General features: G+C 53.4%; 21 protein-coding genes and 4 tRNA genes. 20 read left to right on the plus strand and 5 right to left on the minus strand.

The window, feature by feature from the left end:
* Positions 1–99 precede the first annotated feature (99 nt).
* The 9 genes from C5610_RS13575 to C5610_RS03785 are packed head-to-tail and all read left to right on the plus strand — an operon-like array spanning position 100 to position 7,459.
* Positions 100–513: a hypothetical protein gene (locus C5610_RS13575; RefSeq protein WP_157982897.1), complete on the plus strand. Its 414-nt coding sequence runs from the start codon at positions 100–102 to the stop codon at positions 511–513.
* Complete coding sequence (locus C5610_RS03750; RefSeq protein WP_158682654.1) at positions 510–2,015, plus strand: hypothetical protein; 1,506 nt, start codon at positions 510–512, stop codon at positions 2,013–2,015. The genes C5610_RS13575 and C5610_RS03750 overlap by 4 nt, the downstream gene beginning before the upstream one ends.
* Positions 2,015–3,124 (plus strand): hypothetical protein, encoded by a 1,110-nt coding sequence (locus C5610_RS03755; protein ID WP_105305971.1) that lies wholly within the window; start codon positions 2,015–2,017, stop codon positions 3,122–3,124. The genes C5610_RS03750 and C5610_RS03755 overlap by 1 nt, the downstream gene beginning before the upstream one ends.
* On the plus strand, positions 3,121–3,513 hold the full coding sequence (locus C5610_RS03760; protein WP_105305972.1) for a hypothetical protein: 393 nt from the start codon (positions 3,121–3,123) through the stop codon (positions 3,511–3,513). The genes C5610_RS03755 and C5610_RS03760 overlap by 4 nt, the downstream gene beginning before the upstream one ends.
* A complete protein-coding gene (locus C5610_RS03765) occupies positions 3,498–4,910 on the plus strand; it encodes an ATPase, T2SS/T4P/T4SS family (protein ID WP_105305973.1) in 1,413 nt (470 codons plus the stop codon). Before C5610_RS03760 ends, C5610_RS03765 begins: the two co-directional genes overlap by 16 nt.
* Positions 4,900–5,934: a type II secretion system F family protein gene (locus tag C5610_RS03770; RefSeq protein WP_105305974.1), complete on the plus strand. Its 1,035-nt coding sequence runs from the start codon at positions 4,900–4,902 to the stop codon at positions 5,932–5,934. Before C5610_RS03765 ends, C5610_RS03770 begins: the two co-directional genes overlap by 11 nt.
* A gap of 29 nt (positions 5,935–5,963) precedes the next feature.
* A complete protein-coding gene (locus tag C5610_RS03775; protein WP_262340004.1) occupies positions 5,964–6,413 on the plus strand; it encodes a type 4 pilus major pilin in 450 nt (149 codons plus the stop codon).
* 1 nt (position 6,414) lies between these two features.
* Positions 6,415–6,819: a hypothetical protein gene (locus C5610_RS03780; RefSeq protein WP_105305975.1), complete on the plus strand. Its 405-nt coding sequence runs from the start codon at positions 6,415–6,417 to the stop codon at positions 6,817–6,819.
* On the plus strand, positions 6,806–7,459 hold the full coding sequence (locus C5610_RS03785; RefSeq protein WP_105305976.1) for a TadE family protein: 654 nt from the start codon (positions 6,806–6,808) through the stop codon (positions 7,457–7,459). The genes C5610_RS03780 and C5610_RS03785 overlap by 14 nt, the downstream gene beginning before the upstream one ends.
* Here C5610_RS03785 and folD read toward each other — a convergent pair.
* Positions 7,456–8,310: a bifunctional methylenetetrahydrofolate dehydrogenase/methenyltetrahydrofolate cyclohydrolase FolD gene (gene folD, locus C5610_RS03790; protein ID WP_105305977.1), complete on the minus strand. Its 855-nt coding sequence runs from the start codon at positions 8,308–8,310 to the stop codon at positions 7,456–7,458. The genes C5610_RS03785 and folD overlap by 4 nt on opposite strands.
* 261 nt (positions 8,311–8,571) lie before the next feature.
* On the opposite strand from folD, the gene C5610_RS03795 reads away from it, so the two are divergent.
* The 11 genes from C5610_RS03795 (at position 8,572) to C5610_RS03845 (ending at position 17,873) form a co-directional block, all read left to right on the plus strand.
* Positions 8,572–8,648 (plus strand) — tRNA-Pro (locus C5610_RS03795).
* Positions 8,649–8,685: 37 nt separating this feature from the next.
* Positions 8,686–8,762: transfer RNA gene (locus C5610_RS03800), tRNA-Arg, on the plus strand.
* A gap of 28 nt (positions 8,763–8,790) precedes the next feature.
* A tRNA-His gene (locus C5610_RS03805) sits at positions 8,791–8,866 on the plus strand.
* A gap of 34 nt (positions 8,867–8,900) precedes the next feature.
* Positions 8,901–8,977, plus strand: a tRNA-Pro gene (locus C5610_RS03810).
* 113 nt (positions 8,978–9,090) lie between these two features.
* Complete coding sequence (locus C5610_RS03815; protein ID WP_105305978.1) at positions 9,091–9,315, plus strand: hypothetical protein; 225 nt, start codon at positions 9,091–9,093, stop codon at positions 9,313–9,315.
* Between the two features lie 187 nt (positions 9,316–9,502).
* On the plus strand, positions 9,503–10,801 hold the full coding sequence (gene tig / locus C5610_RS03820; protein WP_105305979.1) for a trigger factor: 1,299 nt from the start codon (positions 9,503–9,505) through the stop codon (positions 10,799–10,801).
* Positions 10,802–10,897: 96 nt separating this feature from the next.
* Positions 10,898–11,518 (plus strand): ATP-dependent Clp endopeptidase proteolytic subunit ClpP, encoded by a 621-nt coding sequence (gene clpP / locus C5610_RS03825; protein ID WP_105305980.1) that lies wholly within the window; start codon positions 10,898–10,900, stop codon positions 11,516–11,518.
* 9 nt (positions 11,519–11,527) lie between these two features.
* Positions 11,528–12,805: an ATP-dependent protease ATP-binding subunit ClpX gene (gene clpX / locus C5610_RS03830; protein ID WP_105305981.1), complete on the plus strand. Its 1,278-nt coding sequence runs from the start codon at positions 11,528–11,530 to the stop codon at positions 12,803–12,805.
* 121 nt (positions 12,806–12,926) lie between these two features.
* The gene (gene lon / locus C5610_RS03835) at positions 12,927–15,266 is read left to right on the plus strand and encodes an endopeptidase La (protein ID WP_105307699.1); all 2,340 of its coding nucleotides are present in this window, start codon (positions 12,927–12,929) and stop codon (positions 15,264–15,266) included.
* Positions 15,267–15,572: 306 nt separating this feature from the next.
* Positions 15,573–15,845, plus strand: coding sequence for a nucleoid-associated protein HU-beta (gene hupB / locus C5610_RS03840; protein WP_071463528.1), 273 nt, complete (start codon positions 15,573–15,575; stop codon positions 15,843–15,845).
* Positions 15,846–16,001: 156 nt separating this feature from the next.
* Entirely contained in the window at positions 16,002–17,873 is a 1,872-nt protein-coding gene (locus tag C5610_RS03845; protein WP_105305982.1) for a SurA N-terminal domain-containing protein, read from the plus strand.
* A 268-nt stretch (positions 17,874–18,141) separates the two neighbouring features.
* Here the strand turns inward: C5610_RS03845 and C5610_RS03850 are convergent, their stop codons facing one another.
* The 4 genes from C5610_RS03850 to C5610_RS03865 are packed head-to-tail and all read right to left on the minus strand — an operon-like array spanning position 18,142 to position 23,161.
* Entirely contained in the window at positions 18,142–19,845 is a 1,704-nt protein-coding gene (locus C5610_RS03850) for a BatD family protein (protein ID WP_158682655.1), read from the minus strand.
* 20 nt (positions 19,846–19,865) lie between these two features.
* Positions 19,866–21,716, minus strand: a complete 1,851-nt coding sequence (locus tag C5610_RS03855) for a vWA domain-containing protein (RefSeq protein ID WP_105305984.1) — start codon at positions 21,714–21,716, stop codon at positions 19,866–19,868.
* Positions 21,709–22,695, minus strand: a complete 987-nt coding sequence (locus C5610_RS03860; protein WP_105305985.1) for a vWA domain-containing protein — start codon at positions 22,693–22,695, stop codon at positions 21,709–21,711. Before C5610_RS03860 ends, C5610_RS03855 begins: the two co-directional genes overlap by 8 nt.
* On the minus strand, positions 22,688–23,161 hold the full coding sequence (locus tag C5610_RS03865; protein ID WP_105305986.1) for a DUF4381 domain-containing protein: 474 nt from the start codon (positions 23,159–23,161) through the stop codon (positions 22,688–22,690). Before C5610_RS03865 ends, C5610_RS03860 begins: the two co-directional genes overlap by 8 nt.
* Positions 23,162–23,187: the final 26 nt, after the last annotated feature.

Below are 23,187 nucleotides of genomic sequence, written 5' to 3' on the forward strand. Positions count from 1 at the left end.
CAGCCTGTGTCGGTGTTTTCCACTAGGCAGTAACGGATCTTCTTTCTACAGTTGACGGGTGTCAGGAAGACACTGTCAACGGGACAAGGAGGTCCAATAATGTCGCAACGTGTATCCCTCTCTCAACTTTGCAGTTGTTGCATTATGTTGGCATTTCCGGTCGTCGCTGCGCCGGCAGCGGCGACCGAATTAGCGCCTTGCCAGCCACTGCAATTAGATGCCTCAGCTACGCCACATCAGACCACGGCCGTAACCACACCCGCAGACGTTGCGATGCAGTTGCAACGCGGACAACTAGAACCACAAATTCGGCAGTTACTGCGTGAACACCTGGCCATCAAAGTGCTCGATTGGCAGGCGTCCCCGCATCACCAATGGCCAACCGAACATACGGTTCGCGCCGGCAGTTGGGCGGAAGTATTACGGCGTGTGCTGCAGCCATATCATTTACAGCTCGTCATGCACCCCAACCACAGCGCCGTGGTGCGCTATCGAGACGCTGCTGCACTATGACGGTGTCGGCACGCCTGCGCTGCGCTTTGCCGATGCTGAGTGGGTTGCTGCTTAGCGCTTGTGTGCAAAGTCCGCAACAATTGCTGCAACGAGCGGATGCGTTACAGCAAACAACCCATCAACAGTTGGCTGATCGCTATCCCTACCAGCGTTTACCGACGCCGCAGCAAACCGTTGTGGTCAGTGACGAGTTTTATGTGCCGGCGCTGGATCAAGCCAGCGTTGACAAGCCGGCCTGGTTTAGCCAACAGGTGCAGGCGGATATGCGCGGTATAACGTTGCTCGAAGCCTTGCAACAACTCCTGTCCCCGCTTGGCGTGCGGGTCGTGGTGGCCGACGAAGTGGATACCGATGCGTTGGTGTTTGCCGATCACCAGGGTACGGTGGGGGAGTTGTTAGCCTGGATTGCCAATGCGCATCAATTAATCATTGAACCGTTTGCGGCCCGCGCCGAAGTAAGGCAGTTGGAGGTGCGTCGCTTTGATGTGTCGTTTTTATCCGGTGACACGCGCTTTATGCTGGGTGATCAGGGCCAGCGCAACAGGCCGCATCAGCGTGCTGAAACCGTTGCCGGACTGGTGCCACAATCACAACAATATTTAAATTTTGCCTCCGAGCAGTTATCGCTGTGGCAGGACCTTGAGCGGACGCTGACGTTGATGCTGTCGGAGCGGGGCGAACTATCGATCAATCAGAGCTCAACCTCGGTAGTGGTTAAGGACACGCCTGCCGTGATGGCGTCGGTGGCTGACTATATTGCCGATCTGAACCGACAGTTAACGCAGCAGGTCGCGATTGACGTGCAGGTGATCGAAGTGACCTTTAACGACCGTGAGCAATACGCCATTGACTGGCAGCTGCTGCGGCATATCGATGGCATCGGTCCGTTAACGGCGGCCGCCAACACCTCCGCCGCTGCGGTACAGTCAGTGTTATCGTTGGGACTGCAACGTGACAGCGGTGCTTTTCGTGGCTCGCAGGTATTGATCGATGCGCTGCAGCAGCAGGGCCAGGTGCGCATCAGCCATCAGCCGCGGGTGCTGACGTTAAACAATCAGGTGGCGCGTATTTTGGTCGAGGACGAAACCAGTTATTTAGCCTCGGCCGGTTCAACCAGCACCCCTAACGTCGGTACCGAACAGCTGTTGCTTCCCGGGCGGGTGACGACCGGCTTTGAATTGTTTTTGCTGCCGAAAATTCAACAGCAACAGGTGATCCTGCAATTGTCCTCAAGCCTCAGCGCATTGAAAGGGCTGGATACGGTGTCTTCCGGTGAGCAGCAGATACAAACACCGCGCACATCGCGGAAAACGTTTTTTCTCAAAGCCATGGTCGGCCATCGGCAAACACTGCTGCTGTCGGGGTTACAACAATCGCGCAGTGAGCACGGTGAACAGCGTGGCTTATTCAGTTGGCTGGCAGGCGGCGACGTTCAGCATGCACTCGGCAACAGCGAAACGCTGTTGCTGCTAACGCCTTATATTGTCGGGGCCGAACACTGATGCATCTGGCGATAGGTTTATTCCGTGAATGCTGGGGCATTCGCCAGCCGCCGCTGAAGGCAGTCAGGCAGAGAGCTGAGCAGCTCGGTTATCACTATGCACGACTGTATTTTGTCGGCGGCAACTGGTGGCTGTCGCTGGCAACCAGCGAATGTTGTGACCTGGTAATGAGTGTCTCCGCCGAACTCGATCAACACAGTGATTGCTGGATTTTGGTCAAGCATGGCCAGGGGCCATTGCTGATCCATTGGCATCAGGGGCAACTGGTTCGAGTGTGTCAGCAGCCGTTGGCCGCGTGTGTCGAGGAGTTTCAACAGCAGTGTCGTGACCGGGCAGCGGCGCAGTGCCTGCAACATGGCTGGAATGAGGAGTTACCGGCGCCATGGACGGACGCCGGGCAAGTGCCGGTGAAATTTCGTCACCAGCGATTGCTGGCACTGGAGCAGTTACATTACCTGCCGAACTACCGGCGTCGCCGCCGGTTGCGCCTGACGGCAGCTTTGTTGCTGGTGGTTGGCGGTGTGGCCGTTGGACTTTGGTACGGCTGGCCGACTAAACCGGCGATGGATCATGATGCCGACGCCACGGCTGTGGCGGTACTGTCATGGCTGCCTGCCGGACAGGTGATGACAGCGCTGTTACCCGTTGCGGAGTCTCGTTGGCATGGCCCCTGGGAACTTACCGGAATAACGCTTAGCGGTGCCTCGTTATCGTTTGAATACCGTGGTCATGCTCCGCTCGCTCTGCATTCTTTACAGCGCACCGATGCGGTGGGCTGGCAGACCGCATCGCAACGGATGCCGTTGACGCGCCGGCAACAACTGTCATTAACGCTGCAACGGCGCACGCAGGCTGAGGCACCAACCGTTTCTGAGTTACACGGTGAAGCATTGTTGCTGTTGGCGGAGCAGCGGCCTGGGCTATCGTTGTCGCAACAAGGACAGCAACTGATCCTGCGTTGGCAAAACTGGTCACTGGCACAGCTTAATGAATTGATACAGCGGTTGTTGCCGTTAGCCCTGCACAGCGACTCGGCGTCGCTGCAGGCGGTCGGCAAAGGCTGGAATGGAGAATGGGTGTTAACCACGACAGGGAAGGTGGTGCAATGAAGAACAACAACCGCTCAATGCCATTGGCGCTGCTGAGCATATACAGTGTGGCAGCGTCAGCACTGCCGTCACCGCCGCAATCGACGGTCGATGTGCAGGCACTGAATCAACGTTATCAGCAGGTGCAGTTACAAATCCAGCAACAGCAGCTGGACAATGAATTAGCACAGTTGCAGTTACAACACGCCGAACTATTACAGCAATTGGCTGAACTTAATGGGCGCACTCAATCGCCGCAGCAAGCGATTGCGCCGGCGCGACCCCATCAACTGGTCAGTACGGTCCGTTTTACGGGCCTGAGCTTGACGCGTTATCAGGTCAATCAACAGCCGCACTGGCATCGCAAAACCTTACCCGCCGTTGGAGAACCATCATGGCCGAAGCGCTAGTTGAGAGCAGTGAGCTACAGGGGTGTGTCATTCCGCCCTCGATTCTCAGTTATTGTCTTGAATTGTCGGAACGCTGGCGCAGTAATGCTCAGCCGGAGCTGGCCATTCTCGCAACCGAAGCCGGCATGCTGGTGTGTTCTCCGGCGGTGCCGCGGCAGGCGCAACTGGAGATGAATAACGTTAAGCAAATGCTGCAGGAACGGTTGCAAAAGCCGGTGGTTACCGCATTTGCCAGCGCCGCGAATATTCGCTCGTTGTTGGACGAGGCCGAGCGCGAACATGGTGGGGACGGTTTACTGAGTCAGCCGAACGGGCAAATGAATACCACTCGCGCACAACAGACCTTAACGGATCTGGTGAGCGAAGCACTGGCGATGCAGGCGTCAGACATTCATTTGCGGTTTACGCCGGTACGGGCGGTGGTTAATTTTCGTGTCAAAGGACGCCTGATCGGGGCTCGGCACCGCAGTCGGGAAGCCATGGTGGAATCCATTGCGGCGGCGCTGAATACTTACAGTAATGATTATCGGGAGGTGTTTAATGAAGACAGTTGCGACAGTGCCAGTATCGAACTGCTGTTGCCGGCGACCGCCGAGCACGAAGCGCAGCGGGTTCGTTTGCGGTTACAGAAGTCACCGATTAATCATGGCTTTGCGGTGACCCTGCGGTTATTGCCGGAACAGCAGCAGGCGCTCAGTTTGAGCCAATTGAATATGGCCGCCGATGTGCAGGCCGGGATCCACGAATTGATCCGTCACCGGCATGGGTTAATTTTAATCGTTGGCGCCACCGGTCATGGCAAAACCACGACGCTGGCGGCGGTAAATCAACTGTTTGGGGCGGATCGGAAAATCATTTCACTGGAAGATCCGATTGAAATTGTTCAGCCGGGGGTGGAACAACGTTGGGTCGATGGACAATCCGAGCATTTTTCAGAGCACATCAAAATTGCCCTACGGGAAGATCCTGATGTGATTTCGATCAGTGAAATTCGCGATGCGCAGACTGCCCAAGCCGCTTTGATGGCTGCCTTGACCGGGCATCTGGTGACCGCAACGTTACACGCTCATGACTGTATTGGCGCGATTCAGCGCCTGACCAACCTTGGTCTGCGCATTAATGAACTGATTGCAACCGGTGTGTTGCAGGGCATTATCGCACAGCATTTGGTGCACCGCGGAGCGGAGTCGCTGCTGGTTGCCGAATATGTGTTGATGGATCATCCGGCGCGCCGTTTTCTCCGTCGCGAGGATTACAGTGGCTGGCGAGACTACTTGTGTCAGCAGGGCTGGCAGTCGATGGCGGCACGCTGGCGTGCACAACCCGGCGCTCGCGGCAGCTTGTCGGAACCGGCGCAAGTGTATCAGTACCAGCCCGAGGGCCCTCGTGCCTGCTAAATCGTCGTTGTTACTGCGTTGGTCGACAACTCGGCAGTGGCAATGGGTGGAGGATTATTGCCTGTGGTTGGAGGATGGCTGCAGTCCGCTCCAGGCTGCGCAGGCAATGTGTTTGAGTGCGCAACAGTACGGTTTGGCGGCGGAAGCGCGGATGGCCGAACGACTTTATCAGTGTCTGCGCAGTGGTCGCCCCATGATCAGTGGCTTAAAAGACTGCCTGAACCCTGAATTATTACAGGTTTTCGCGCTGGGACAGCAGAGTGACTGTTTGACCGATTTGCTGCATGGTTACCGCGACTTTCAGCGACGTCGTTATCAGTTACAGCTCAGCCTCTGGCGGCAGCGTCTGTACCCGATGTTTGTGCTGGCGCTGGTACTGACGGCAACGCTGGCGGCAGGGCAATCGTACTTGCCTCGGCTGCTGGCGCACGCAACGGTGCCGGTGGAGCACTGGAGCATTAACGTGGTGCTGTCGCTGGCCGAATTATTGATGCAGTGGGGTGTCGTGTTGCTATGCACGGCGGTCGGGCTGTGGCTGTTTTATCGTTGGCTGGGGCGCCATTGGATAGCGCCCTGGCGCTGGCGACTGGAACGATTGGGTTTGTTCGGCTACCAACGCGCCATGAGCGCGGTCTGGGTGACGCAGATGGTGGCGTTACTGTTACGGCACCGACTGAGTCTGCAAGACAGCCTGCGGCGTTTGCAGCCGCTGTCAAACCCATATGCCGGGTATCATCTGCAATGTATGGCAAACCGGCTGGCTCGCGGAGAACAGCATCTGTCGCAGGTGATGAGCACCGGGCTGCTGACACCGGAGTTATTATTTCGGTTACACAACAGCGGTCACAACGGCGCCGCCGTTGACGGCCTTTGGCGTACCGCATTGCGTTGCGATACCAGTATTCGGCGACAGTTGTTGCGACGACAATGGCTGACGTTGGCGTTGCTGTATGGGGTTATTGTTGCGCTGTTATTGCTACTGTTGCAGGCGGGTGGGCAAACGATGATGGCCTTACTGCAATGACAGGGACGGATTTATCAACAAGGAGAGTAATGATGAAACGAGTGATACAACGTGGGTTTACCTTTATCGAGGTGTTAGCGGTTTTGAGTATTATCGCTATCGCCACCCTGGGAACGCTGGTGCTGCGTGATTGGGCGGTGTCCAATTCGCGCATTTCAGAAGCGAAAAGCATGATCACGACGCTGCAATCGGGCGCGCAAATGTGGCGACCGAATACGGGCGTCTATACCGGTATCAGTATTACCGAACTGAGCGCTATCGGTGCGGTTCCGGCGACCTGGGGGAATGGTGTAGAGAAAAACCCCTGGGGTGGGGATGTAATGATTGGCCCTGATACAACAGTACCGACACAATATATTGTGAGATTTACAAATGTTAACTCTGATGAAGAAGGTGCCCGCTTGGTTAAAGAATTATCTGACCAGACTGTAGTTTCATCATATGCAGCAGGTGATTTTACAGCTACTTTCAAGGGCTAACATGCCCAACCAAGGCATGACCTTACTATCGGCTGTCGCGGCATTGGCAGTGGCCGCGACGCTGTCATTGAGCTGGTTTGCCCTCTGGCAACAGCAACAGGCGTTACAGCAGGTACAGGTGTGGCGGCTATCGATGCTGCAACTGCAACAGGCGCAACGCAACTTTTACCGCCTGCACGGACGTTTTGCCGACAGCCAGAGTGAATTGGTCAGCGCCGCTTTGTTGTCGCAGTCATTGGTGTTCCCGGATACCGGTGGTTGGCAGTTTGAAGCCGATCAACATCGTCTGATCATGCGGGCTGAAATCCATCGACCGTCGGTGACCTTGCTGATGAAAGACTTTAACGATTATCACTGGCAACCGCCGCTATTGAGCGTCAAGGTCATTGGTTATGTTGCGCCATAGATTGTCGTCATTGCACCGACAACGAGCTCAGGCGGTGACCGAGTTTGTGGTGGTATGGCCAATCATTTTATTGGCTATTTGTTTTATTACTCAATTGCTGTGGCTGTGGTGGGCTCAGCAGACATTGCATACGGCAACCCAGTATGCCGTCAGGGTGGGGGCCATCAATCACGGCAACCAGAGCAAAATGCGTAATATGTTGATTTTGGGGATGGCCGGTGTCAAACCACAACTGCAACACAGTGAAGCCGTCGCCGCAGCGACCGAAGCGGTGGTGGAGCAAGGGATTCATTATGCCCTATACGGACGGTTAAAGGTATTGCAACCGACCAAGCAAGATTTTCAGCGGTTTGCCGAGCGGCGCTGGGATAATGAACAGCGTCGTTACATCAGGGAAATTGCCGTTGATCACTATGCGGCCCGTCAGGCTCAGGAGGACTCCGAAGCATGGGCCAAGGCACGGGTACTGCGTATCGAAACACAATGGTGTGAAGATTTAACGATTCCGTTGGTGGCCGAATTTCTGGGGCAGCTTGCGTTGTGGCGGGGTAACTGCGTGCTTGGCAACGGTCAGGGCCGACCGCAGTGGCCGCTGAGCAGTTCGGCACAACACGAGATGCTCAGCGGCTATCGCCGTTAGTCGTGATAATCGACGCAGGCCTGTAAAGTGTTCTCAATCAGCGAGGCAACGGTCATTGGTCCGACGCCCCCCGGTACCGGCGTTATCCAACCGGCTCGTTCTGCTGCGGCGGCATATTCCACGTCGCCGGTGAGACGGCCATCAGGAAGACGATTCATACCGACATCAATGACGATGGCACCGGGTTTCACCCAATCACCGGGAACAAACTCAGGTTTGCCCACCGCAACCACTAAAATGTCGGCGCGGCGCACGTGTTGCTCAAGGTCGTTAGTAAAACGGTGACAGACTGTGGTGGTGGCACCGGCCAACAATAGCTCAAGGCTCATTGGACGGCCAACGATATTGGAAGCGCCGACCACGACCGCATTTAACCCGTGCAAATCGATCTGGGTGCTTTCCAGCAGGGTAATAACGCCCTTGGGTGTGCAGGGGCGCAGCGCCGGGATGCGTTGTGCCAATCGACCGATGTTATAAGGGTGAAAACCATCGACGTCTTTGTCCGGACGGATCCGTTCAAGAATTGGCGTTGCATCAAGTCCGGCCGGTAACGGCAACTGCAAAAGGATTCCATCGATTTGCGGATCGTCATTCAATTGGTCAATCAGCGCCTCAAGCTCTTGTTGTGAGGAGGAATCCGGTAAATCATAATCAAAGGATTTGATGCCGACTTCCTCACAGGCGCGGCGTTTATTGCCGACATACACTTCGGAGGCGGGATCTTTGCCGACCAGAACTACGGCGAGCCCCGGCGCGCGCAGGCCACTGTTGATACGTTCACTGATTTGCGACTTTACTTGTTCTCGAACGGCGGCAGCGATTGCTTTACCATCGATAATTTGTGCGGGCATGTGTCGGTTATTCCCCAAGCTAGATGATGAGTGTTTGGTCTGGCGTTATAGTGTACGAGTTTTGCGATGCCTTGTCACTGTACGATAGTACGGCAAAAGTGACGGCTTTTTGAGTGATAATGTGCTAAAAATAGACAGCTTGTTGCAAAAGTAGCCACTCAGTCATTGTTTCGCAAAAAATGTTTGACGCTGACAATCGCAGCAGGTAATATTCGCCCCCGTTGTCAGCCAGCAAGCTGATAACACGCTTTTATGAAAGTTCGGCGAGTAGCGCAGCTTGGTAGCGCACTTGGTTTGGGTCCAAGGGGTCGCTGGTTCGAATCCAGTCTCGCCGACCATTTATAAAAGCAGGCGGTTGCAGGAAAAGTTCGATATGCGCCCGTAGCTCAGCTGGATAGAGCAACGGCCTTCTAAGCCGTCGGTCGCAGGTTCGAATCCTGCCGGGTGCGCCAGAACGCGCCAAACAAAAGTCTATCAGTGGTGGGTGTAGCTCAGTTGGTAGAGCCCCGGATTGTGATTCCGGTTGTCGTGGGTTCAAGTCCCATCATCCACCCCACTTCTTTTTTCCTCCAGTGAACAATCTAGGTTTTCGGCGAGTAGCGCAGCTTGGTAGCGCACTTGGTTTGGGTCCAAGGGGTCGCTGGTTCGAATCCAGTCTCGCCGACCATTATTGTTACTGCGGTTATCTGATCGTCTGCCGATTTATTTGCGTATCCCCTCATTACAACTAGACTTAACGTCAGAATCTTTCTTCGCTAGTGTACATTATTGGAGGTCGCAATGGCTGATTATGAAACCTGTTTGCGCAATCCCGCGGGTACGTTCGGTGAGCCTGAAAATGTTCTGAAGCGTGACGATCTGAGCAAAGAACAGAAGCTCGAAATCCTCAAACAGTGGCGTTACGATGAATACGAAACGGAAGTTGCTGATCAGGAAAATATGCGCGGCGATAAACCGGATCGACTGGGTGAAATCAATAACCTCATCTTAAAATTGGAACAGTAGCGTGCGTTTTTAACGCACGCCCGCCAGCTTTTTTCCTCTTAGCCTCTCGACTCGCGTCGGTTACCTCGCTATAATGCTGCGTCATTTTTAAAGGTCAACGCCGTTGTGGTGCCCACATCTTTTGATTAGCATTTGATAACAAAAGGGGCGCACGACATTCATTGATTGAAACCGAGGTAATGAAGCAATGCAGGTTTCTGTAGAGACAACTCAAGGTTTAGAACGTCGCGTCACCATTTCGGTACCGGCGGATACTATTGACAACGAAGTCAAACGTTTACTGAAAGAAGAATACCGTCACCGTCGTGTGAACGGTTTCCGTAAGGGAAAAATTCCTCCACACGTGCTGCAGAAGCTGTTTGGTCGCGAAGCTCGTTCGCGCGCGGCATCGGGTGTGATGCAAAGCAAATTCTACGAAGCGGTCATGCAGGAAAAATTAAACCCTGCCGGCGCGCCTGCTATCGAACCTAAAGTGAATGAACCGGGTAAAGACCTTGAGTTCACTGCGACGTTCGAAGTGTATCCAGAAGTTGAAGTGAAAAACCTGGATAAAATCGCTATTGAAAAGCCTGCGGTTGAAGTTACTGACGAAGACGTCGACAACATGCTGGAAACGTTGCGCAAGCAACACGCTGGCTGGAAAGAAGTTAAGCGTAAGTCGAAGAAAGGCGACCGTGTAACCATGGATTTTGTCGGTTCAATTGACGGCGAAGAATTCGAAGGCGGTAAAGCCGAAGACTTCCAGCTGGAACTGGGCGAAGGCCGCATGATTCCTGGCTTTGAAGACCAAATCAAAGGCATCAAAGCGGGCGAAGAAAAGACCATCGAAGTGACGTTCCCGGAAGACTACCACGCGGAAAACCTGAAAGGGAAAGACGCGCAATTCGTGGTTACCGCGAAAACCGTTGAAGAACGTGAACTGCCAGAACTGAACGACGAGTTTGTGGCGTTGTTTGGCGTTAAAGAAGGCGGTGTTGATGCGCTAAAAGCTGAAGTGCGTAAAAACATGGAACGCGAACTGAACAATGCCGTTAAAGGTAAGCTGAAAGATCAGGTGCTGAAGGGTATTGTTGAGCATAACGACGTTGAGTTGCCAAAAGCGATGATCGACCAGGAAATCGACGCGCTGCGTAAGCAGGCTGCACAACGTTTCGGCGGCAACCCAGAGCAAATGCCTGAATTGCCGGCAGAACTGTTCGAAGAACAGGCAAAAGAACGCGTTAAAGTTGGCTTGTTACTGGGTGAAGTGATTCGCCAAAACGAAATGAAGCCAGATGACGAAAAAGTTGACGCCATCATTGCGAACGCGGCTTCTGCGTACGAAGACCCTGAAGAAGTGGTTGCGTACTACAAGTCGAACAATGACATGATGCAACAGGTTCGTAACCTGGCCTTGGAAGAGCAGGCAATTGACTACGTGATGTCGCAAGCAAACGTTTCTGAGAAAGAAGCGAGCTTTGACGATATTATGAACCCAAAGCAGTAAGATCAAGACGGAATCCTTGACGGACTCCGTATCTGCTTGGTTTAATGGCTCGTATGACCTCATACGAGCCATTTTTATTTCAGGAGCATTAAATTAATGTCGAGTGATATTCAGGACCCAATGGCACAGCTTGTTCCAATGGTGGTCGAACAGACTTCTAAGGGTGAGCGTTCTTACGATATTTATTCTCGTTTGTTGAAAGAGCGGGTGATTTTTTGTTGTGGTCAGGTCGAAGACCATATGGCCAATTTGATTGTGGCACAGCTGTTGTTCCTGGAGTCGGACAATCCGGATAAAGACATTTATCTCTACATTAACTCGCCGGGTGGCGTGGTAACGGCCGGTATGGCGATATACGATACCATGCGGTTTATCAAACCCGACGTCAGTACCGTGTGCATGGGGCAGGCTGCCAGTATGGGCGCTTTCCTGTTGGCCGGTGGTGCTAAGGGCAAACGCTATTGTCTGCCGAATTCACGGGTAATGATTCACCAGCCGTTAGGCGGTTTCCAGGGCCAGGCTTCGGATTTCGAAATTCACGCCAAACAGATCCTCGATCTGAAAGAGCGCTTAAACCGTATGTTAGCGGATAATACCGGACAGGATTACGAGAAAGTGGCGCGCGACACCGATCGCGATTACTTCATGGCGGCACAGGAAGCCGTAGATTACGGTCTGGTTGATGGTATTTTGAGCCAGCGTGGCGAAGAGCAGTAGGAGAGAAGCATGACTGATAAAACCGAAGGTGAAGGCGATAAGCCGCTGTATTGCACCTTTTGCGGTAAAAGTCAGCACGAAGTTAAAAAGCTGATAGCCGGGCCGTCAGTGTTTATTTGCGACGAATGTGTGGATCTTTGTAACGATATTTTGAAAGAAGAGATCCAGGACATCGCGCCGGCGGCCGCAGAAGATAAACTGCCGGTACCGAAAGAAATTCGTGCCAACCTGGACGACTATGTGATTGGCCAGGATCGTGCCAAACGGGTGCTGTCGGTGGCCGTATATAACCACTACAAGCGCTTGCGTAACAGTGGTAAAGGCAAAGAGCCAATTGAACTGGGTAAAAGTAATATTTTGCTGATCGGTCCGACGGGCTCGGGTAAAACCTTCCTCGCCGAAACCATGGCGCGTTACCTTGATGTGCCGTTTACCATGGCGGATGCGACCACCCTGACCGAAGCCGGTTATGTGGGTGAAGACGTCGAAAACATCATTCAGAAATTGTTGCAGAAATGCGATTATGATGTGGAAAAGGCCGAGCGCGGCATCGTCTACATTGACGAAATCGATAAAATCTCGCGCAAGTCAGATAACCCGTCGATTACTCGCGACGTTAGTGGCGAAGGGGTGCAACAGGCGCTGTTAAAACTGATTGAAGGGACGGTAGCGTCGGTGCCGCCACAGGGTGGTCGTAAACACCCCCAACAGGAATTCTTGCAGGTCGACACCTCGAAAATTCTGTTCATCTGTGGTGGTGCATTTGCGGGCCTTAGCAAAGTCATTGAACAGCGTCTGGCGACCGGCACCGGCATTGGTTTTGGGGCCGAAGTGAAAAGTAAGAAGCAAGCCGAAGAAGGCAAGGTGATTGCTCAGGTTGAACCGGAAGACCTGGTTAAATACGGTTTGATTCCTGAGTTTATCGGTCGTCTGCCGGTGGTTGCGACACTTGATGAACTGGATGAAGAAGCTCTGGTGCAGATTCTGAAAGAGCCGAAGAACGCACTGACCAAGCAATACGCGGCATTATTTGATATGGAAGGTGTTGAGCTGGAGTTCCGTGATGACGCCTTGCGGGCTATCGCTAAAAAAGCGATGTCACGCCGCACCGGCGCACGAGGCTTGCGTTCTATCGTCGAAGATGTTCTGCTCGGTACCATGTATGAACTGCCTTCCATCGAAGGGGTTGCTAAAGTGGTGGTGGACGAATCGGTAATTGCCGGTGAGTCTGATCCAATCTTGATCTATGCTAATCAAGGTAAGGATAAACAGGCCTCGGGTGAGTAAGCCGCTGTTTTAGCGCAAAATGTGTGCAAAAAAGGGCCGTATGGCCCTTTTTTTCTGTCAAACATTGAACTTTGCCGTTGAGACCGCATATAACAGTTATAACCAAGGTCGGGAGAAATTAATGAGCGAAGAACGTACAGAACAAATGACCATGCCTGTTCTGCCGTTACGAGACGTAGTGGTGTACCCCCATATGGTGATACCACTGTTTGTTGGCCGCGAGAAGTCGATTCGGTGTTTGGAAGCGGCGATGGATGCGGACAAGAAAGTGTTTCTGGTAGCGCAGAAAGACGCTTCGGTCGATGAACCTGCCGAGGACGATATTTATCGTGTCGGCACGGTAGCCACGCTGTTGCAACTGCTGAAACTGCCTGACGGTACCGTTAAGGTGCTGGTAGAAGGACAGCAGCGTGCGCAGTTGGATGACTTACAGGATGATGACGATTTCTTTAAAGCCAGCATCCATTATCTGGCCTCAGAAGAGTTGCCGGAAAAAGAACAGGAAGTGATGACCCGTTCGGCGATGAATCAGTTTGAAGGCTATGTAAAGCTGAACAAAAAGATTCCGCCGGAAGTGCTGACCTCGTTGTCGGGGATTGACGACTGTGACCGCTTGGCCGATACCATGGCCGCTCATATGCCGTTGAAGTTAGCGGACAAGCAACACGTACTGGAAATTACCGATGTGCGTGAGCGGGTGGAATACCTGATGGCGCTGATGGAAGGTGAAATCGATATTCTGCAGGTTGAGAAGCGCATTCGCAGCCGGGTTAAAAAGCAGATGGAGAAAAGCCAGCGCGAGTATTATCTGAATGAGCAAATGAAAGCCATTCAGAAAGAGCTCGGTGAAGGCGAAGACGGCGTTGACGAATTTGAGCAGTTACAGAAGAAAATCGATGCCGCACAAATGCCGGCGGAAGCCCGTAAAAAAGTTGAAGCGGAGCTGTCGAAGCTGAAAATGATGTCACCGATGTCGGCGGAAGCAACCGTGGTGCGTGGCTACATCGACTGGATGGTGTCGATTCCGTGGAAGAAAAAATCGCGCATTAAGAAAGATTTGGCGAATGCCGAGAAAATTCTTGATGCCGACCACTACGGTCTGGAAAAAGTGAAAGAGCGCATTATCGAGTACCTTGCGGTACAACAGCGCACCAGCAAGGTGAAAGGCGCTATTTTATGTTTGGTAGGACCGCCGGGGGTGGGTAAAACCTCGCTGGGACAGTCGATTGCCAAAGCAACCGGCCGTAAATATGTGCGCATGGCGTTGGGCGGCGTTCGCGACGAAGCTGAAATTCGCGGTCACCGACGTACTTACATCGGCTCTATGCCGGGCAAATTGATCCAGAAAATGGCCAAAGTGGGTGTGCGTAACCCGCTGTTCCTGTTGGATGAGATCGATAAGATGTCCGCTGACATGCGCGGCGATCCGGCTTCAGCGTTGCTGGAAGTATTGGATCCTGAGCAAAACGTTAACTTCAACGACCATTATCTGGAAGTCGATTACGACTTATCGGATGTGATGTTTGTGGCGACCTCGAACAGCATGAACATTCCGGCGCCGTTGCTGGACCGTATGGAAGTGATTCGCTTGTCCGGTTATACCGAAGACGAGAAGCTGAACATTGCCAAACGTCACCTGTTACCGAAACAAATCGAACGCAACGGCTTGAAGCAAAAAGAGATTACCGTTAAGGATGATGCAATTGTCGGCATTATTCGTTACTACACCCGCGAAGCCGGTGTGCGTAACCTCGAGCGTGAACTGTCACGTTTGTGCCGTAAGGCGGTAAAAACGATTTTGCTGGATAAGTCGATTAAGCACGTAGAGATTTCGCAGGATAACCTGAGCGACTTCCTTGGTGTGCAACGCTTTGACTTTGGTAAAGCGGAAGAAGCCAATCAAATCGGTCAGGTCACCGGTCTGGCGTGGACCGAAGTCGGTGGTGATCTGCTGACCATCGAAGCGACCAATGTGCCGGGCAAAGGCAAAATCACCTCTACCGGTTCCTTGGGTGACGTCATGCAGGAGTCGATTCAGACCGCGCTGACGGTGGTTCGCAGCCGTGCCGATAAGCTCGGTATTGCCGATGACTTCCACGAAAAACGTGATATTCACGTGCACGTGCCAGAAGGGGCAACCCCGAAAGACGGCCCCAGCGCTGGTGTGGCGATGGTGACGGCCTTGGTGTCGTCGTTGACCAAGATTCCGGTTAAATCGGAAGTGGCGATGACCGGTGAGATCACGTTACGCGGTGAAGTACTGCCGATCGGTGGTTTGAAAGAAAAACTGTTGGCGGCGCATCGTGGTGGCATTAAACACGTGTTAATTCCGAAAGACAATGAGCGTGATCTGAAGGAAATTGCTGATAACGTTAAGAAAGATCTGACCATTCAGCCGGTGCAATGGATTGATGAAGTGCTGGCTGTGGCGTTGGAAAAGAACCCAATGTCGAGCAACTAATACAAACGTCGTATAGCGTTTGAGCTGGAAAACGGCAGAATGCGGTCTATGGCATAGAAATACGCCTGTAGGCCGCATTTTTTCGTTAAAAATATCGAAAAAAGGGTTTTCAAACGTAACCACTGTGGTAGCCTAACTGTGAAAGCTAACACCGGCCTGAGTAGTTGCCGGGCGGCTGGACAGAAAAAGTTCGGATAGTATGGTGTTGAACATTTAAATTAAGCTTGATATAACAATTTCGGCCCATTTAAAAAATCCGAATGGAACCACGGAAATTTGATAATAACAATCGAAGGGGATGATACTGTGAACAAGTCTCAGCTAATTGACAAAATCGCGGCAGGTGCAGATATCTCTAAAGCTGCTGCTGGTCGTGCACTGGACTCAATGATTGATGCAGTAACCGAAGCTCTGAAAAAAGACGACCAGGTAGCCCTGGTTGGTTTTGGTACATTCAGCGTACGTGAGCGTTCTGCGCGCACGGGTCGTAACCCACAAACGGGTGAAACCATTCAAATCGCTGCTGCAAAAGTACCTTCTTTCAAAGCCGGTAAAGCTCTGAAAGACGCAGTAAATTAATTAAGGCGCTAACGCGCTTTTTTTATAAAAGATTTTGAATCAATAATAACCCGGAGTCTGTGAACTCCGGGTTATTTTTTTGTCGAAAGGGTGAGTTTTAGTGCGGTTTCGCTATAATGTGCCGTCGATAATTAAACCACGAAGGAAGTTCTGATTATGTTAGAGCGGATACGAGAAGGATCGCAGAGTTTTGCTGCGAAAGCCGTTCTGGTGCTGATAATTTTGACCTTTGCGCTAGCCGGTGTAGGTAGCTACGTAACGGGAGGCGCGGACACTACGGTTGCTGAAGTTAATGGCGCCGAGATTACCCAGACGGAATATGACCGAGCTTATGAAAATGAGCGTAGCCGTTTGCAAGAGCAATTCGGTGATATGTTCGATGCCATCAGCTCGGACCCGGGTTACATGAAAACCGTACGTGCCAATGTGATGAATCAGTTAATTGAGCAACGCTTGCTGATTCAGTACGCGCAGGATCATGGCATGCGCATTTCGGCCGCTCAGGTTAAGCAGGAAATTCGTGATATTCCTGCATTCCGTACAGCCGGTCAGTTTGATAACGACGTTTATTTGATGGCGTTGCGCAATGCCGGTTATACGCCGGAAAGTTTTGCCAACCTAATGCAGAACGATTTGCTGCGTAATCAGTTGCTCCAGGCACTGGCAGGCAGTGAGTTTGCCCTCGATTCAGAAATTCTGGCTATCCTGCGCTTGCAGGAACAGACCCGCTCAGGTGGCTACCTGGTGGCTCGCAACGCCGATTTCATTGATCAGGTGGAGCTAAGTGAAGAAGAAATCACTCAGTACTATGAGAGCAACAGCCAGGCGTTTCAGGCGCCGGAGCGCATTAAGGTTGAGTACGTCGAGCTGTCCAAAGCCGACCTAATGAGTGATATCGAGATTGCTGACGAAGAAGTGCGGGCATTCTACGATAATCGTATCGACCAGTACCGCACCGAAGAAGAGCGTCGCTTATCTCATATTCTGGTGGAGCATGGCACCGAAAACGCGGAGCAAAAAGCGCAACAAGCGTTAGCCGAGTTGCGTGACGGCGCTGACTTTGCGGACGTCGCTCAGACGTATTCTGACGATACCTTCTCAGCCGAAGTCGGCGGCGACCTTGAATGGGTTGAGCGGGGCATGATGGATGAAGACTTTGACCAGGCGGCGTTTGAACTGGAAAATGTCGGTGATGTTTCTGACGTAGTCGAAACCAGTTTCGGTTACCACATCATCAAGCTTACGGATTTGCGTCCGGGCTCAGTGACTCCGTTCGAGGAAGTTGCAGACGAGGTTCGCCAGCAGTTGGTCGAGCAACAGCTTGAAGACCGCTACTTCCAATTGCAGCAGCAACTGGCTGAGGTCAGCTTTGAACAGCCTGATACATTGGCACCGGCGGCAGAGGCGATTGGTGAACAAGTTCGCACCACCGATTTATTTGCCCGTAACCGTGCGCCGACACCGCTCAGTGATGATGTTATTCTGAACAATATCTTCTCTGAGAATCTGATTGATGAGCGTTTAAACAGTGACATCATTGAAACCTCAGACGACCGCTCGCTGGTTGTGCGGGTTCTCGAACATGAGCCACAGCACACCCGTGAGCGGGCTGAAGTGCGTGACCAAATCGAGCAACAGCTGCGTACTGAAAAGGCTCAGCAAATGGCTCTGGAACAGGCACAGCAGTGGCAACAGCAGTGGGCTGAAGGCGGCAGTGAGTTGGATGACCAGGTAGTCTGGTTTGACAGCATTACTATGAACACCCAGGAGCATCCACGTGGTGTCGTTCGCAACGTGTTTCAAATGGCGCCTAACGCGGGCGATGAACCGGCAATGAAAGCGGTCGAGCTGAGTAACGGTGATGCTGTGGTGATTGCACTGACTCAGGTTACCCCTGGCAACGCGGAACTGGACGAGCAGGCCGATCAGATTCGTCAACAGTTAAGCAATCGTCAGGCGCAGGTAATACTGCAAGCCTTTATCGATACCCTGAAAGAAGATGCGGATATCACTCGTAAAGATATCTAAGTTTGATGGTCTAGAGGCTGCGCCCGGTTTGGGCTCGGCTTCGCTTTCGCGGTCTAGGGGCTGCGCCCGGTTTGGGCTCGGCTTCGCTTTCGCGGTCTAGGGGCTGCGCCCGGTTTGGGCTCGGCTTCGCTTTCGCGGTCTAGGGGCTACGCCTGTTAAACCGCGAAGCCCATCCCGCGCAGAGCGTCTAAACCGCGAAGCCCATCCCGCGCAGAGCGCCTAAACCGCGAAGCCCACCCCGCGCAGAGCGCCTATCCCGCGAAGCCCGTTAATAAAGCTCTGGCAGATCGTTGCGTTGTTTCGGCTTGGGCTGATTGTCCAGGGCTTTGCGCAGGCTTTGATAAAGCGCTTTACCGCCGGTCCATTTGGGCTTGCTGGCACTGAACAGTGACTGCTGCAAATCATTAAGCTGTTGTTGCAGCTCTTGGTCGACCTGATTGCCATGGGCCAGCCATCTTGCCAAATCACCCAGCGCGACCAGGCGCTTGTCAAAACGTTGCTGCGCCCATTTGCGCAAAAACTCATCGGCCTTGCGGGCATGGTTGTCGGCGCAAGCTTTTTGGAAGTTCCGCCACTGCTGACTGCTGGTCAGCGGTTGTTCGGTGTTTGCCTTGGCTTGCACCTTTAACGGCCGCTGTTTTCTGCGGCGCCAGAAAAAGGCCAGGTTACCCAGCAGTGACAGAAACAACAGCAGCGCTAACACGGTTACCAGACGCTGATCCGCGAGGGCACTGACGTCAGGCTGAGCTTGCGGCTGTTCGCTACTCTGCGGCGAGGCTTCCGGCTCGGGCTTAGGCTGCGCCTGAGGCTCTGCTTTGGGTTGTTGCGCCAGTTGGTTGGCAACCCCTTCCACCGTCAGTGTGACGGGGTCGGTACGCGCGACATCGGCCTGATCGCGCTTGGTGTTGAACCAAGGTACGCTGACCGACGGCAATTGCAACGAGCCGGGCTGATTGGGGACGACCGCGAAGCTGACCGTTTTCTGAGCAATGGTCACGCCATTGCGAACGTACTGGTCGGTTTCGTCGTTATCGGGATAGACCCGCACGGAATCCGGAAACGCCGGCGAAATCTCCGGTAACTGTTCCGGCTTTACACCGACGGCGGTTAATTGATAGCGAATGGTTAAGGGTTCACCCACCTCGATGGTGTCGGCTTCCGGGCTAAGCGTCTGTGACAGCGTAACCAGTTCACTCGGTAGCCAGGCTCCCTGCCAATTGGCCGGTATCGGCTTAACCGTCAGTTCGATGGTCTCGCCGAGGGTGCTCACCGGCTGGGTGTTAGAGAACGACGAAAAGATAGAGCGCTGACCTTCCGCGTAGACTTCGCCATCAAAGCGCGCGCCTTTAATCTTAAATGTACCGGATTTGTTGGGGGTTATCTGGAAAGTGCGCTGGTAAATCTTATAGCGGCGGCCGTTGATCATCTCGGACGATTCTTCGTCTGAACCAATTTGACGAATATCGGCATTTTCCATCTGCGGTGGTACCAAATTGCCTTTATTCAGATCAGCGGCCAGATACAGGCGCACAATGTAGGTCAGCGGCTGTTGCAAAAACACCGAATCGCTGTCGACGGTGCTTTCAATAAAGGCAATCTTATCAGAGCGCGCGCTGGTATCGCTGCCGGCCGCCAACACTTCAACCGTAATGGGTTTCGACTTGGCGCCATCCATCATAATGGCCGGGATGGTATAGGTACCGGGTTGTTCCGCAATTAACACCGTGGTGAAGCGGGTCAGCTTATTCAATTCGCCGTTCATAATCGAGGTTTGCCGGCTCACTGAGGTGCGTCCGACCATAAAGTCGCTGAGCAGTTGCTGCGGCTGGAAGGCACTATTACCGACGTCGTCATTAAAGGTCACCGTTAACACGAAGGATTCGTTGGCAATGACCGGATTTTTGTCAACGGTTGCCTCAATTTCAGTGACATCGGCGTAACTTGCTGCACTGAAGACCACCAGTACAACCATACAAACACCTTGTATCCACCTTACCATTTTCGCTCAACTCCCTCAGGTTGTGATGCGCGGCGCTGGTTGCGACGCTGACTTTCCAATAGCATTTTATTGCGCAGCAAGATACTGGGATCATCAGGGATACGTTTCATCCACTGTTCCAACTGTTGGGCTTTTTCCGGGTCAATATCGTCGCGGAATTGCGTTTGCTGATTACGCTGCCGCTCGGCCTCGGTGTTCTGTGGTTGCTCGCCTTGCTGTGCCTGTTGCTGCTGCTCGGATTCGTTTTGTTGTTGTTGGCGTTGTTGCTGTTGGTCGCCATCGCCTTGCTGCTGACCCTGAGGATCCTGCTGCTGATCGGCTGAATTATCCTGTTGTTCGGCGTCCTGCTGGCCGTTGTTTTGGTTTTCGCCCTGATTTTGGCCTTGTTGATCACGGCTGTCATCCTGTTCACCGTCGTCACCTTGTTGGCCTTTTTGTTCGCCGTCCTGTTGCTTTTGCTGTTCGAGCAACTGCTCCATCAGCGCTTTATTTTCTTCCGCTTCGGGCCAGTCACTGCGGCGCTTCAATGCCTGTTCATAGGAATCCCGGGCGGCTTCAAACTGTTGCAACTGAGCCAATGCATTACCACGATTGTACCAACTTTGGGCGCTATCAAGCTGGGCAAAACGATCGACAGCGGCCTGATAATCCCCGGCACGATAATAGGCCACGCCCTGGCGGAAGGGCTGCTCACTTAACTCAGCGGCTGCCTGATACTGCTCCTGCTCAAGTAATTGTTGCGCCTGTTGCTCCTGATTCAGCCACCAGCCCGGCGCCGCGTCCGCTTGCTGGGTGGCAGCGTAAGCACTGCCGCTCGACAGGCTCAGCGGTAGCCAACCAGCCAGCAACAGCCAACTGCCGAGGCTGCCGCCGCGTCGCCAACTGAACAACACCAGTGGGATCAGCAGTAACGCCAGTAACGGACCATTATCGCGCCATTGGTCGCCTTGCTGTTGTTGGTCGGCGTCTTTGCCTTCACGGGTTAATGGCGGCTGGTTGACGAGCGCCGCAACATCGTCGTTATCACGGCGCACAGTTTGATAAATACCGCCGGTAAGGCTGGCGAGATCTTGCAACCGGGACGGTGTAAGCTTGGCGATGACCGGCTGATTAAAGCGGTCTTTTAGCAAACTGCCATCGGCGGATCGTACCGGCGCACCGTCGGTAGTACCAATACCAAGAATCGACACCCGATGGGGTTGCTTGCGCAAATAACTGCTCAGCGCATTCAGTTCGCTGGTGGCAATGCCGTCCGTCAGCCAGTAGATGTCCCCCTCGGCGTAACCGGCGTTGGTCAGCAGTTCGTCCGCAAGCTTGAGTGCCCGCAGCGGCTCACTGCCGGCATTAGGCATGATTTGCGGCGACAACGACGGGATCAAATTCAATAAGTTATTATTATCAGCGGTCAACGGACTGATGGTAAAAGCGTCGTCGGCGTAGGCGATAAGACCGGTGTCGCCATCAAGACCGGATTTCACCAAGTCCATGGCTTTAAAGCGCAGTTGGGTTAAACGATTTGGCTCGATGTCCTCCGCCAGTAGCGATGGCGACATGTCCATGATCACGACCTGACCGGTTTCCAGTTGATAAACCGGTTGTGGTAAACGTTCCCAGGTCGGGCCGGCAAGGGCGGTACTGCTGATCAACCAGAACAGGCCGAGTCGATGGGCCGACCACGATGACTGTTTGCCACCGGAATTAACCAGCACGTGGGCAAGATGTTGGGGCAGCCATTGATGCCAGCCAGACTGCGTTTTCTGCATCACCAACAGGCGCCAGTAAAACAGTGCCAGCGGCAGCAGTGCCAGTAACCACCAGGGACGAAGAAAATGGAAATCAGCCATGACGAAACCTCCACGGGCGATAGTGGAAGAGCGCAATCACTACCATCAGTAGCAGCGCACCGGATAACGGCCAAAAATACAGCGCCTGACGAGGTCGTAATTGCTGCGGGGAACCGGCGATGGGCTCGAGCTCATCGAGCAGTTGGTAAATTTGTTCCAGTTCTTCAGTGCTGCGTGCGCGGAAGTAACGGCCACCGGTGGTTTCAGCAATGCGTTGCATTAGCGGTACGTCCAGATCGCGGCTGGGGTTAACCCGGCGCTGACCGAAGAAACTGTCGACAACGACTTCTTCGGCGCCCACCGCGATGGGGTAAATGCGAACATCAAACGCATCGGCTAACTCCAGTGCCTGATCCGGTGTCAGGTTGCCGGCGGTATTCTGACCATCGGTTAACAGCACCAATACCCGGTTGGTTTCGTCTTTACTGCGAAAGCGTTTAACCGCCAGGGCGATGGCATCACCAATCGCGGTGCGCTCGCCAACCAGTCCCAGCACCGATTCTTCCAGCATTTGCCGGACGGTTTCACGGTCATAGGTCATTGGGGTTTGTAAAAAGGCGGTATCGGCGAAAAAAATCAGTCCCAGCCGATCGCCTTCGCGACGGGTGATAAAGTCACCCAATACTGCCTTGACCATGGTCAACCGGTCGACACTGCGGTCATTAAGCTGCATGTCCGCAATTTCCATACTGCCGGAGAGATCCACCGCCAGCATAATCTCGCGCCCCTCAGAGCGCACCGGCAACGGCTCACCGAGCCATTGCGGCCGTGCACTGGCAGCGATGAGCAAACACCAGCAGAGCGTCAACAGCGCCCACATCCAGGGCTTTGCGCGCATGCTTTGTTGAGTATTGGATAAGCCATTCAGCGACGGAATGCGGATCGCCGACAACGTTGGTGAGCCGGCCGGCAGTAAATAGCGGACCAGCCAGGGTAACGGCAGCAGCAAAAACATCCAGGGCCAGGCAAATTCAAACATGACGGCCACCTTTACGCGCTTGGCGGGCGTGGCGGTGGGCATGACGAATCCATTGTTCGGCGAACTGCTGGTAGCGGCTGATTAATTCGCCCTGCGCCGGTTTATAAAATAAGGCGTCACACTGTTGTAGCAGGTCATTATGTTGTTGCGCGTTGGCACCCATAAAGCGCAGCCAATCCTCACCGCTGAGAGCGGCAATCTGCTGACGAGGGTAATAGGCCAGTGCCACCCGTTTACAGAGTAAAGTGACATCACTGGCCGATGGCTGTTGCAGTTGTCGTAATTTCGCCAGCGCCAGACGTTGCGGGCGGCGGATACGATAACGCGCATGCAGCCACCAGAGCAGTCCTAGCACCAGTGCCAACAGTATTATGCTGATGGCAATAACCGGCCACGCCGGTGGGCAGATGCTGGCGGCACCGGGTTCAACAATATCGTTTAGTTGTTCTAAAGACGCTTGCTGCATCAAAAACGTTCACCTTATTCCTGTGT

This window comes from Idiomarina sp. OT37-5b (genome assembly GCF_002968395.1).
GTDB lineage: Bacteria > Pseudomonadota > Gammaproteobacteria > Enterobacterales > Alteromonadaceae > Idiomarina > Idiomarina aquatica.

Coding starts and splice junctions, on each gene's coding strand:
- lon (WP_105307699.1), top strand. CDS start 12,927: ATGAGCGAAGAACGTACAGAACAAATGACCATGCCTGTTCTGCCGTTA.
- tig (WP_105305979.1), top strand. CDS start 9,503: ATGCAGGTTTCTGTAGAGACAACTCAAGGTTTAGAACGTCGCGTCACC.
- C5610_RS03775 (WP_262340004.1), top strand. CDS start 5,964: ATGATGAAACGAGTGATACAACGTGGGTTTACCTTTATCGAGGTGTTA.
- C5610_RS03865 (WP_105305986.1), bottom strand. CDS start 23,161: ATGCAGCAAGCGTCTTTAGAACAACTAAACGATATTGTTGAACCCGGT.
- C5610_RS03855 (WP_105305984.1), bottom strand. CDS start 21,716: ATGGCTGATTTCCATTTTCTTCGTCCCTGGTGGTTACTGGCACTGCTG.
- folD (WP_105305977.1), bottom strand. CDS start 8,310: ATGCCCGCACAAATTATCGATGGTAAAGCAATCGCTGCCGCCGTTCGA.
- C5610_RS03845 (WP_105305982.1), top strand. CDS start 16,002: ATGTTAGAGCGGATACGAGAAGGATCGCAGAGTTTTGCTGCGAAAGCC.
- C5610_RS03785 (WP_105305976.1), top strand. CDS start 6,806: ATGTTGCGCCATAGATTGTCGTCATTGCACCGACAACGAGCTCAGGCG.
- C5610_RS03815 (WP_105305978.1), top strand. CDS start 9,091: ATGGCTGATTATGAAACCTGTTTGCGCAATCCCGCGGGTACGTTCGGT.
- C5610_RS03750 (WP_158682654.1), top strand. CDS start 510: ATGACGGTGTCGGCACGCCTGCGCTGCGCTTTGCCGATGCTGAGTGGG.
- C5610_RS03780 (WP_105305975.1), top strand. CDS start 6,415: ATGCCCAACCAAGGCATGACCTTACTATCGGCTGTCGCGGCATTGGCA.
- clpX (WP_105305981.1), top strand. CDS start 11,528: ATGACTGATAAAACCGAAGGTGAAGGCGATAAGCCGCTGTATTGCACC.
- C5610_RS03755 (WP_105305971.1), top strand. CDS start 2,015: ATGCATCTGGCGATAGGTTTATTCCGTGAATGCTGGGGCATTCGCCAG.
- C5610_RS13575 (WP_157982897.1), top strand. CDS start 100: ATGTCGCAACGTGTATCCCTCTCTCAACTTTGCAGTTGTTGCATTATG.
- C5610_RS03760 (WP_105305972.1), top strand. CDS start 3,121: ATGAAGAACAACAACCGCTCAATGCCATTGGCGCTGCTGAGCATATAC.
- C5610_RS03765 (WP_105305973.1), top strand. CDS start 3,498: ATGGCCGAAGCGCTAGTTGAGAGCAGTGAGCTACAGGGGTGTGTCATT.
- clpP (WP_105305980.1), top strand. CDS start 10,898: ATGTCGAGTGATATTCAGGACCCAATGGCACAGCTTGTTCCAATGGTG.
- C5610_RS03860 (WP_105305985.1), bottom strand. CDS start 22,695: ATGTTTGAATTTGCCTGGCCCTGGATGTTTTTGCTGCTGCCGTTACCC.
- C5610_RS03850 (WP_158682655.1), bottom strand. CDS start 19,845: ATGGTTGTACTGGTGGTCTTCAGTGCAGCAAGTTACGCCGATGTCACT.